At 62.0% G+C, this 11,214-nt stretch carries 7 protein-coding genes; 3 read left to right on the top strand and 4 right to left on the bottom strand.

All coding sequences use genetic code 11. From position 1 onward, the window contains the following. Together mmsB and FHS64_RS12250 are read left to right on the top strand one after the other, a co-directional pair. Positions 1-888 (top strand): 3-hydroxyisobutyrate dehydrogenase, encoded by an 888-nt coding sequence (gene mmsB, locus FHS64_RS12255; protein ID WP_167178713.1) that lies wholly within the window; start codon positions 1-3, stop codon positions 886-888. A 101-nt stretch (positions 889-989) separates the two neighbouring features. Further along, the gene (locus tag FHS64_RS12250) at positions 990-1,538 is read left to right on the top strand and encodes a pseudouridine synthase (RefSeq protein WP_167178711.1); all 549 of its coding nucleotides are present in this window, start codon (positions 990-992) and stop codon (positions 1,536-1,538) included. Between the two features lie 87 nt (positions 1,539-1,625). Here the strand turns inward: FHS64_RS12250 and acs are convergent, their stop codons facing one another. Then, complete coding sequence (gene acs, locus FHS64_RS12245) at positions 1,626-3,518, bottom strand: acetate--CoA ligase (protein ID WP_243862971.1); 1,893 nt, start codon at positions 3,516-3,518, stop codon at positions 1,626-1,628. Positions 3,519-3,608: 90 nt separating this feature from the next. Further along, positions 3,609-4,976 carry a DcaP family trimeric outer membrane transporter gene (locus FHS64_RS12240; RefSeq protein ID WP_167178707.1) on the bottom strand — a complete coding sequence of 456 codons (1,368 nt, stop codon included), beginning with the start codon at positions 4,974-4,976 and terminating at the stop codon, positions 3,609-3,611. Positions 4,977-5,145: 169 nt separating this feature from the next. On the opposite strand from FHS64_RS12240, the gene FHS64_RS12235 reads away from it, so the two are divergent. Next, the gene (locus FHS64_RS12235) at positions 5,146-5,763 is read left to right on the top strand and encodes a response regulator transcription factor (RefSeq protein WP_167178704.1); all 618 of its coding nucleotides are present in this window, start codon (positions 5,146-5,148) and stop codon (positions 5,761-5,763) included. 184 nt (positions 5,764-5,947) lie between these two features. On the opposite strand, the gene FHS64_RS12230 is transcribed toward FHS64_RS12235, so the two are convergent. Further along, positions 5,948-9,346 (bottom strand): hybrid sensor histidine kinase/response regulator, encoded by a 3,399-nt coding sequence (locus tag FHS64_RS12230; RefSeq protein ID WP_243862960.1) that lies wholly within the window; start codon positions 9,344-9,346, stop codon positions 5,948-5,950. A 117-nt stretch (positions 9,347-9,463) separates the two neighbouring features. After that, on the bottom strand, positions 9,464-11,134 hold the full coding sequence (locus tag FHS64_RS12225) for an MFS transporter (protein ID WP_167178702.1): 1,671 nt from the start codon (positions 11,132-11,134) through the stop codon (positions 9,464-9,466). Between the last annotated feature and the right edge of the window lie 80 nt (positions 11,135-11,214).

The following is an 11,214-nucleotide window of genomic DNA, read 5'->3' as shown; positions in this document are numbered from 1 at the left end:
ATGAGCAAGATCGCATTTATCGGCCTTGGCAATATGGGCGGCGGCATGGCTGCCAATCAGGCCAAGGCGGGCCATCAGGTGATGGCGTTCGACCTTTCCGCCGATGCCCTGAAGCGCGCCGAAGCCGCGGGCTGTACGCCGGTGGCGTCTGTGGCTGAAGCCGTGGCAGGGGCCGATGTGGTCATCACCATGCTGCCCGCTGGCCCGCATGTGATGTCGGTCTATTCCGAACAGGTTCTGCCGAACGCGCCGAAGTCGGCACTGCTGCTGGACTGCTCGACCATCGACGTGGACACCGCCCGCAAGGTGGCCACGTTGGCGACCGAGGCTGGTTTCACCTTTGCCGACGCCCCCGTTTCGGGCGGCACGGCGGCGGCGGATGCAGGCACGCTGGCCTTCATGGTCGGCTGTGACGAAGGCGTCTTTGCCAAGGTCGAAGCGGCGCTGGAGCCGATGAGCCGCATCACCATCCGTGCGGGCGACCATGGCGCGGGCCAAGCCGCCAAGATTTGCAACAACATGCTGCTGGGCATTTCGATGATCGGCACCTGCGAAGCCATTGCCCTTGCCGAAAAGCTGGGCCTCGACCCCGAGCGCTTCTTCGAAATCGCGTCCAAGTCGTCCGGCCAGTGCTGGAGCGTGAGCAACTATTACCCGTGGCCCGGCCCCGTGCCGACCGCCCCGTCCAACCGCAACTATGAAGGCGGCTTTGCCACCGCCATGATGCTCAAGGACCTGAAGCTGGCCCAGGACGCCGCCGCCAAGGCCGGTGCCTCCACCCCGCTCGCGGCCCAAGCCGAGGCCCTCTACGCCCTGTTCAACAACCTCGGCAACGGCCAGAAAGACTTCTCGGCCATGTTGCAGATGCTGCGCGGCAAACAGGGCTGATCCAGCTGCGAAGATGCGAATAAGAAGGCTCCGGGCGAAAGCTCGGAGCCTTTGTTTTAAAGGGATGTGACGACAGACCCAAGGGGCGCTAAAAGCCCCTCATGACCCTTATCGTTTTTAACAAGCCGTTTGATGTGTTGAGCCAGTTTACCGACAAGGGGACGGAAGGCTCGGAGCGTCGGACATTGTCCGATTTCATCGATGTGCCGAACGTCTATCCGGCGGGAAGGCTGGATCGTGACAGCGAGGGGCTGATGCTGCTGACCGACGACGGGCGGTTGCAGGCGCGGATTTCGGATCCGAAATACAAGACCAAGAAAACCTATCTGGCCCACGTCGAGGGCATCGCCACCGAAGAGCAGATGGAACAGCTGCGCCGTGGCGTGATGCTGAAGGACGGCATGACGCGTCCCGCCGAGGCCGAACTGATTGATGATCCGCAGTTGTGGGAGCGCGTGCCGCCGATCCGCGTGCGCAAATCTGTGCCAGATAGCTGGGTCAAGGTGACGATTGCCGAGGGCCGCAACCGCCAGGTGCGCCGTATGTGCGCGGCGGTGAACCTGCCCTGCCTGCGTCTGGTGCGCTGGAGCGTGGGCCGCTGGACGCTGGACGGCCTTGCGCCAGGCGAATGGATGGAAGTCGAGCGCTAAGAAGAAAAAGCCCCGAACCGGTTGGCGATCCGGTTCGGGGCTTCTCGTTCATCCTGAACTTGTGAGGGGACAGGATGGTGGGGGAGCTTAGGCGGCCTTGGCGGCGGCGCGGTTCTTGACCAGATCGTCCACGACGGAAGGATCGGCGAGGGTGGAGGTGTCGCCCAGAGCGCCGATCTCGTTTTCGGCAATCTTGCGCAGGATGCGGCGCATGATCTTGCCGGATCGGGTCTTGGGCAGGGCGGGGGCCCACTGGATGACGTCGGGTGCGGCGATGGGGCCGATCTCGTTGCGGACCTGTGCAATCAGGGCGCGGCGCAGTTCTTCCGATGGCATCACATCGGCGTTCAGCGTGACATAGGCATAGATGCCCTGACCCTTGATATCGTGAGGGAAGCCGACCACGGCGGCCTCGGCTACATCGTGATGCAGCACAAGCGCGCTTTCGACCTCGGCGGTGCCCATGCGGTGGCCCGACACGTTGATCACATCATCGACGCGGCCGGTGATCCAGTAATAGCCGTCCTCGTCACGGCGGCAGCCGTCACCGGTGAAATACTTGCCCTTATAGGTCGAGAAATAGGTCTCGAAGAAGCGGGCATCATCGCCGTAAACGGTACGCATCTGGCCCGGCCAACTGTCGGTGATACACAGATTGCCTTCGGTCACGCCTTCCAGAACCTGACCGTCGGCATCGACAATCTCCAGCTCGATCCCCGGTAATGGCTTGGTGGCCGAACCCGGTTTCAGGTCGGTGGCCCCCGGCAGAGGCGAGATCAGGATGCCGCCCGTTTCGGTCTGCCACCATGTATCGACGATGGGCAGTTTTCCGTTGCCGACGACCTCGTGATACCAGCGCCAAGCCTCGGGATTGATCGGCTCGCCGACCGTGCCCAGCAGACGAAGCGAGGCGCGGCTGGAGGACTTCACCGGATCATCGCCGTCCTTCATCAGGGCGCGGATGGCGGTGGGGGCGGTGTAGAAGATGTTGACCTTGTGCTTGTCCACCACATCCCAGAAGCGCGACACGGTCGGATAGTTGGGGATGCCCTCGAAGAACAGGGTGGTGGCGGCATTGGCCAGAGGCCCGTAAACCGCATAGGAGTGGCCCGTCACCCAGCCCACATCGGCGGTGCACCAGAAGACTTCACCCGCGCGATAGTCGAACACATGCTCGTGCGTCCACGATGCCCACAGCAGATAGCCGCCTGTGGTGTGCAAAACGCCCTTGGGCTTGCCGGTTGATCCCGACGTATAGAGGATGAAGAGCGGGTCTTCGGCCCCCATCGGCTCGGGCGGGCAGTCAGGGCTGGCGGCATCCACGGCCGTTTGCCAGTCAATGTCGCGGCCCTCGGCCATCGGGGTAGCGGTATCGGTGTGGCGCAGTACCAGCACCTTTTCGACCGAGACCTTTTCCAGCGCCTTGTCGACATTGGCTTTCAGCGGAACCCGCTTGCCCCCGCGACAGCCTTCATTGGCGGTGATGACAAAGGTGGACTGACAGTCCTCGATGCGGCCCGCGATGCTGTCGGGCGAGAAGCCGCCAAAGATCACCGAATGGACGGCCCCGATACGGGCGCAGGCCAGCATGGCATAGGCGGCCTCGGGGATCATCGGCATATAGATGGTGACGCGGTCGCCCTTCTTGACGCCGCTCGACTTCAGCACATTGGACAGGCGCGAGACGCGGTCATGAAGCTGGCCATAGGTGACGTGTTCGCTGTCGGTCGGCTCGTCGCCTTCCCAGATGATGGCGACCTCGTCCTTGCGGGCGGGCAGGTGGCGGTCGATGCAGTTGGCCGAGACGTTCAGCACCCCGTCCTCGAACCATTTGATGCGGAAGTCGGCCTTGTTGAACGAGACGTCCTTGATCTTGGTCGGGAAGGTCATCCAGTCGAGACGTTTGGCGGCGTTCGACCAATAGGCATCGGGGGTTTCGCGTGCTGCCTTTCTGGCGGCTTCGTAACCGGCGGCATCCATGTGGGCCTTGGCGGCAAGGTCTTTGGGGACCGGATAGATTTCAATCTCTGACACGCGTTTTCTCCCGATGACTTTTACTTTTATTGCGGCTTAAAAGCCGTATTTGGCGAACAGGCTGAGACGGTTCATGTCACCGCTTTGACCGCTCTGGAGTTCCCGTTTTCCGAACATCAGTTCGGCACCGACATCGACGCCCGTCAATGGTGTCCAGATCAGGTTTGCGCGAGCGCTTGAGGCTGAACGGTTGACGGACAGTCCCGTCAGGGCTTCGGGATTGTCGATTTCCTGATGGGACAGGATGAAGCTGGAGCGCCAGTTCGGCTGCCACACATGGCGATAGGCGGCATAACCGGCCAAGACCCCGATGGCCTCGATATCGCCGGACGCATCCAGCACTCCGTCATTGGCCAGATTCAGGCCGACATAACGGCCAATGCCTTCGCCGCCGGTCAGCATCAGACGGATATCGTCGGATGCGCCCAGCTTGAACTTGGCCGAGGCCGACAGACCCCAGCTATAGGTCGAGCTATCGATGGCACTGGCAGGGTTTTCATATTTGAGCTGTCGGACCAGACCGGCCAACTGCACCTCGCCCCACGGACGCACATGTGCATAGCGGGCGGTGATGTCGGGCAGGGCATTGTCGTCGGCAATGATGCGTGCGCCACCGCCAAACGGCGTCAGGGTGGTTTCGGGGTTTTCGACCGAAACCGACAGCGGGCCGCGCGTATAGCGGACCTGAACCTGGCGCGACAGGATCATGCCCTCGCTCGCGCCGAGATAGTCGGCGGTTTCGGGCAGGACGTTGAGGTTCTGGAAGTTCGACCATTCCTGACCGATCAGCCAGTTGTCGATGGTGACAAAGGCACGGCGAAGCGCGGGTGATGAGGCATTGGTGGTGCGGTGGTCGCCGCTGCCCGGCAAGGCCTGAAAATCCATCTCGATACGGGCACCGACCTTGTGGCCGCCGACCTCGCCATCGGAGGTCAGCCAGAAACGGGTCTGGCGGGCGTTGAAATCGGTGGCGGCGCCTTCGGATGTTCCGCCAACCGGAATGGAGGACGGCAGATAGAAGTCACGGCCCAGATCGCCAGAGGGAATATCGCCATCGCTGTAGCGCGAGATGTTGACGTCGGCCTTGATGAAGCCGCCGAGCTTGATCGTATGGTCCCCGATACGGAAACCGTCAGCAGGACGGGGGGCCTCGGCCAGCGCCACCGGCTGGGGCCGTTGTTCGATGCGGATGATGGTGTCGTTCAGGGCGCGATTCTGGACCTGTTGCTCGCTACGGGCAGAACGAATCTCGGATTTCAGGCTGTTCAACTCGGCTTCGAGCAGGGCGATGCGGGCTTCGAGCGCCGCAGTGGTGTCCTGGGCTTGCACATGCGGAGCATAGGCTACAGACGCGCCAAGGAGCGCGAACGCGGCCACCCCGCCCAAAAGGCGGTGTTTATCCATAGGTTTCCTCCCGGGCCTGAACTTTTGCAGGTCTCCGATTGTCACCTTTTCGCGTTGCAACGGTTTGCGACATCTAGCCATTGGTCTAATCTCGACCAAAGTCGGTGCATGTCATTCTGTCGCCATGACAGTCGGGCAAGCCTCGGTATCATTTGATGGAAGGACATCCATGGACAGAATCGTCGTCGCGGACGATCACCCTCTCTTCCGTGAGGCGCTGGTCTCGGCTGTGCGAAAAGCACGACCGGATGCCAGTGTGGTGGAATGTTCCAGCTTTGCCGAGGCCGAGGCCGCCCTGAATGCAGGGACGGTGGACCTGATGCTGCTGGATCTCAAACTGTCGGATGTCGAAGGGATGACGGGCCTGAATCTGGTCCGTGCCAACCATCCTGCCGTGCCTGTAGTCGTGGTGTCGGCCAGCGAGGAGCCGCATACGGTGCGTCATGCGCTGGCGGTCGGGGCGTCGGGCTTTATTCCCAAGTCCGCATCGCTGGAAACAATGGTCGAGGCGATTGGCCAGATCATGGAAGGCGAGACATGGGCACCGGACGTCGGCGAGGCCGAGGGCGAGGAAGCCGATCTGCAAAGCCGGATCGCCAGCCTGACCCCGTCACAACTGCGTATTCTGGAAGGCCTGAAGGCGGGCCGTCTGAACAAGCAGATCGCCTATGACCTCGGCGTGACCGAAGCCACCATCAAGGCCCACCTGACCAGCGTATTCCGCAAACTGGGCGTCCAGAACCGCACGCAGGCGGTCATCCTGTCCCAGCAGATTGATCTGGGCTGAGTAGCGCCGAACCTTCACAGATCGCGCCAAAACGCGGTCTGTGAAGGTTATGGATAATGCCCTCAAGCAGCGAGCCTCCGCGAGGCGAGCGTAAGGCGCGATCGCCCACGCGATCCTAAATCAAGAAAGCCCTCAAGCAGCGAGCCGCCGCGCGGCGAGCGATAGGGCGTGACCGCGCGAGCGGTCACCCACTCAAGAATGCCTTCAGGCTGGCCGGTTTGACGGGTTTGGCCATCAGGGTGGCACCGGCATCAGAGGCTTGCTCGGCCAGTTTTTCCTGCGAGGAAGCGGTCATCAGGGCGATGCGCTTGACGCCGCGTTGGCGCAACATCCTGACCACACTCAGTCCGTCAGGTTGGCCGATATCCAGATGCAGATCGACAATCGCCGCATCGAACGGACCATCCATCGCCTCGACCTCGGCGGCAGAGCTGGCCAGCACAGGTACGGCCCCCCAGCGTTTCAGCAAGCTTCCCATCGCCTCGATAATGGCCGGCTCGTTATCCACGCACAGCACCCGCTTGCCGGACAAGGGGGTATGCGAGGCCGGAGCGGCATCGGCGGGAGTTGTGACGGCGGTGGTGCGCGGGGTGGAGATACGAAACACCGATCCGCGCCCGATAACCGATTTCAGCGATACCGGATGCCCCAGAAGCTCTGACAGGCGTCTGACAATGGCCAGACCCAGACCCACACCCGGTTCATCGACCGGCGCACCGGGCAGGCGGACAAACTCGCCGAAAATACGCGCCCGCGCCTCTTCGGGAATCCCGCGTCCGGTATCGGCGACGATGATATCGATCCGGTCCTCATGGCGGCGGGCACCGACCAGAACCGCGCCCTTGTCCGTATAACGGATGGCATTGGCGACAAGGTTTTGCAGCATGGAACGCAGCAAGTCCTTGTCGGTCATAATCCACACGCGAGTCGGATGGACACGCAGTTCGAGCCCCTTGGCCTCGGCCATAGGGGTGAACTCGCGGGCGATGTCGTTGAACAACTGGTTCAGGGCCATGGGCGCGACACTGGGGTCAACGCCACCGGCTTCCAGCTTGGACAGGTTCAAAAGGGCCGTCAGAAGACGGTGGGCGCTCTCGATCGAGCGGTCGGCATTGATGGCGAGGGTTTGCGACTGGCTGTTGGCGACAGCCTCGTCCTCGCGCAGGGCGGCAATGAACAGACGCGCGGCGTGTAGGGGTTGCAACAGATCATGGCTGGCGGCGGCCAGAAAACGGGTCTTGGAGGCGGTCGCCTGCTCGGCCATGTCCAGAGCGGCTTTAAGCTGGGTGGTGCGCTCGGCGACACGGCCTTCCAGTCGCTCATTGGCCTCTTTCAGTTCGCGGGCGGCGCGGCGCAGGTCGGTAATGTCGGTATAGGAGGTGACATAGGCCCCGCCCGGTAATGGCTCGCCGACCGCTTGCAGAATACGGCCGTCCGACATTTCGCGCTCATGGAAGTGGCGCTGGCGACGGTGCAGGGCCTCTAGTCGGCGCTCGATCCAGTTCTCGACATCGCCATCGACCAGATCACGTTCGCCATGCTCGGCATTGTAGCGATAGACCGAGGCAATCGGCATGCCCACATGCAGGAAACCGGCGGGCAGGTTGAACATCTCGATATAGGGATGGTTCCACGCCACCAGACGCAGATCGTCATCCACCACCACCACGCCCTGATCGATATTGTCGAGCGTGGTCAGCAAGAGCTGGCGGTTGAACTGTACGGCCTGCGAGGCTTCGTCCAGCATCCGCACCACGTCTTCGGGGGCACGGCCTCCGCCCGACAGGGCCGCGCCGATCACACGTCGTGCAGCCACGGCCCCCACGGCCCCCGCCAACATGCGCTCGGCGGCGCGGGCCAGACCGGCACCGGCGGGGTCGCTGTTTTTCAAAGGCACGCCGACTTCGTCCGCCCACGCCTGAAATGCGTTGTCGGCGCGTTCCTGACCGATGAAGCGCGCTACCAGAACCTTCAGGTCCTGAACCGAAGCGCCCGACAAATGGCCGCGCCCCTCCAGCCACTCGGCCTCTTTGTGATCGACAAAGGCGCGGGCCTGTACACGGTCGATCAGGCGGGGCGCAGAGCGGCGCGAGACGACAACATAGACGCCCAGATTCAAGCCCAGAGACAGGAAAACGCCTGCGGCAAACGGGTCTTCCAGTCCAAAGATGTGATGCATATTGAAGAGCAGGTCGGGTGCCAGTTGCGGCACGGCCAGCATGAAGAACCAGACGAGCATGCCGATGCCGAGGCCCGCTATGGCACCACGGCTTTGTCCACCGCGCCATAGAACGGCACCGAACAGGGCCGGTGCCAGTTGTGCCAGCGCGGCAAAGGACACCAGCCCCATATCGGCCAACCCCGATGACGGGTCCATGGCCAGATAATACAGCCAGCCCAGAAACAGGATGGCGATAATGGCCATGCGACGGACGTTCAGAATCTTGCTGGCCATCGCGCCCACCGGGATGGACTGGCGGTTATCTGACCGGCCGCGACGGGCGCTGAGGAGCGGCAGGACAAGGTTGTTGGACACCATGGCCGACAGGGCCACGGTTTCGATAATCACCATGGCGGTTGCGGCCGAAAACCCGCCTACAAACACTATGGCGGTCAGCAGGCTTTGCTGGTGGGTATAGGGCAGGGCCAGAACCAGAAGATCGGGATTGGTATCTGTCAGTGTCAGGCTGCCTGCCGCGACCAGAGGCAAAACGGCCAGCGATGTCAGGCACAGATAAAGCGGGAAAATCCAGCGGGCGCGGCGCATCTCGTCGGGCGCACCGCCTTCGACAAAGCCGACGTGGAATTGGCGCGGCAGGCAGAAGATGGCCAGTGTCGCCACAAGGGTAATGGCCCAGAAGCGGGCATCGGTCTGGGGCCAGCGGGACAGGTCATCCAGACCCGATACGAAGGCGTCGAGCGGCTGTGGGGCCTTGGTCAAAAGCAGGACCGCGAATACCGCTACCGCCAGAAGCGCACCCAGCTTGACGATGGATTCCACGCCGATGGCTTGGATCAGGCCACGGTTATGCTCGGTCAGGTCCGTGCGGCGGGCACCGAACAGGATGGTGAACCCCGCCAGAACCGCCGCCAGAATAAGCACGGTCAGGTTTTCCGAACCGGCCACAGGGCTGTTCACGTTCAGCATCTCTCCGGCCATGGAGAGCGAGCGCAGTTGCAGGGCGATATAGGGCAGTGAACCCAGAATGGCGACGAGCGTGACCGCCGCCCCCAGAACCGGACTTTTGCCATAGCGCGCAGAGATGAAGTCGGCGATGGAGCCGACATTGGCGCGTCTGGCCGCAGACGCTATGCGCCGCCACAGCGGAAAGAGCAGGGTCAGCCCGATGGCGGGGCCGATATAGATGGGCAGATAGTCCCAGCCATCACGCGAGGCCGTACCGACCGCCCCGTAATAGGTCCATGATGTGCAATAGATGGCCAGCGACAGCGCATAGAGGCTTGGCCCCATAAGGCCTGCGCCCTTGGCCTTGATGGCGGGGCGTTCGTACCACCAGGCGATGGCGAACAGCGCGGCCATATAGGCCACGGTCATGGCCAGTGTTGCAAAGCTGAACATCATGGCATCTGGGCCTTCTATGGCGGGCACGACAAGGGAAAAGAGGGTGGCTACGACCATAAGGCCCAAAAAGGGCGGGCCGATTACCGGCCCGCCCCCAAGGTTTGGAATGTGTTCCGCCTAGTCGTGGATGTTCACATTCTTGCCTTCCTTGACGAAGATCACGCCGATGATGAAGGTCAGCACCGCAATCACGATCGGATACCACAGGCCGTAATAGATATTGCCGGTGGCCGCGACCATGGCGAAGGCGGTGGTGGGCAGGAAGCCGCCGAACCAGCCATTACCGATGTGATAGGGCAATGACATGGAGGTGTAGCGCACATTGGTCGGGAACATCTCGACCAGAGCCGCTGCAATCGGCCCGTAAACCATGGTCACATACAGGACGAGGATGAACAGGATGGCGATCACCACCGGCTTGTTCACCTGTGCACTGTCGGCCTTGGCCGGATAGCCCGCCTCGGTCAGGCTGGCGGTCAGGGCCGCATCCCAGCTTTTCTTCTGGGCGTCGAAATCGGCCTTGGATAGTTTGGTACCGTCAAATGATTGCACCGTCACAGCACCGATCTGGACATGGGCCAGCGTGCCTGCCGGAGCAGCGACGTTTTCATAGTTGATGCCTGCCCGTGCCAGATGGGTTTTGACGACATCGCACGAGGTGTTGAACACGGTCCCGCCGATAGGGTCGAACTGCAGGTTACAGTTGGCCGGATCGGCCACAACCGTGATCGGGGACGAGGCCACAGCGGCAGCCAGTTGCGGATTGGCGGCCTTGGTCAGACCATGGAACAGCGGGAAATAGGTCAGGGCGGCCAGCAGGCAACCCAGCAGAATGATGGGTTTGCGGCCGATCTTGTCCGACAGCCAGCCGAAGATGATGAAGAAGGGCGTGGCCAGAGCCAGTGCTGTGGCGATCATGATGTTCGACAGCGACGGATCCACCTTGAGCGTTTTTTCAAGGAAGAACAGGGCGTAGAACTGGCCCGTGTACCAGACCACAGCCTGACCCGCGGCCAGACCGAACAGGGCGATCAGGACCAGTTTCAGGTTCGGCCATTTCATAAAGCTGTCTTTGAGCGGGCTGGTTGAACCCTTGCCCTCGGCCTTCATCTTTGCGAATGCCGGGCTTTCGGACAGTTTCAGACGGATCCACAGCGACACACCCAGAAGCAGGATGGAAACGAGGAACGGAATGCGCCAGCCCCATTCGCGGAAGGCGTCCTCGCCGATGGCGCTACGGACACCCAAGATGACCATCAGGCTTAGCAACAGTCCGACCGTTGCCGTGATCTGGATGAACGAGGTGTAGAAGCCGCGCTTACCGTGCGGCGCATGTTCGGCGACATAGGTGGCCGCACCGCCATATTCGCCGCCGAGGGCGAGGCCCTGGATCAGGCGCATCAGTACCAGAATGATCGGGGCGGCAATGCCGATGGCGGCATAGGAGGGCAGAAGGCCGACCACAAAGGTCGACAGGCCCATCAGAAGCATGGTGACGAGGAAGGTGTTTTTACGTCCCCAAAGGTCGCCCATCCGTCCAAAGACGATGGCCCCGAACGGACGCACCGCAAAACCTGCGGCAAAGGCCATCAGCGCGAAGATAAAGCCGGTGGTCTCGTTAACGCCGGAAAAGAACTGGGACGAAATAATCGCGGCCAGCGAGCCGTAGAGGTAAAAATCATACCATTCGATGACGGTACCGACAGACGAGGCCGCAATCACCAGCCGGTCATTCTTTTTGACCGTGCGATCACCCCCGTCCGCCCCATTTAGGGTGCGGTCGGTCATAGGTGTTATCCCTTCCTGTAAGGCCACCCCCTCAGGCGGCCATGTTTCCCTGATGCGTTCCGTCTTGTTGCGGAGCGTCA

The sequence above is a fragment of the Brevundimonas terrae genome (assembly GCF_011761985.1).
Lineage (GTDB): Bacteria > Pseudomonadota > Alphaproteobacteria > Caulobacterales > Caulobacteraceae > Brevundimonas > Brevundimonas terrae.
Note: the sequence above shows the minus strand (reverse complement) of the source record. Positions and strands in the feature narration are given on the sequence as shown.

Excerpts from the sequence above, each read along its gene's own strand:
- mmsB (WP_167178713.1), top strand. The coding sequence starts at position 1 with ATGAGCAAGATCGCATTTATCGGCCTTGGCAATATGGGCGGCGGCATG.
- FHS64_RS12250 (WP_167178711.1), top strand. The coding sequence starts at position 990 with ATGACCCTTATCGTTTTTAACAAGCCGTTTGATGTGTTGAGCCAGTTT.
- acs (WP_243862971.1), bottom strand. The coding sequence starts at position 3,518 with ATGGATGCCGCCGGTTACGAAGCCGCCAGAAAGGCAGCACGCGAAACC.
- FHS64_RS12240 (WP_167178707.1), bottom strand. The coding sequence starts at position 4,976 with ATGGATAAACACCGCCTTTTGGGCGGGGTGGCCGCGTTCGCGCTCCTT.
- FHS64_RS12235 (WP_167178704.1), top strand. The coding sequence starts at position 5,146 with ATGGACAGAATCGTCGTCGCGGACGATCACCCTCTCTTCCGTGAGGCG.
- FHS64_RS12230 (WP_243862960.1), bottom strand. The coding sequence starts at position 9,346 with ATGATGTTCAGCTTTGCAACACTGGCCATGACCGTGGCCTATATGGCC.
- FHS64_RS12225 (WP_167178702.1), bottom strand. The coding sequence starts at position 11,134 with ATGACCGACCGCACCCTAAATGGGGCGGACGGGGGTGATCGCACGGTC.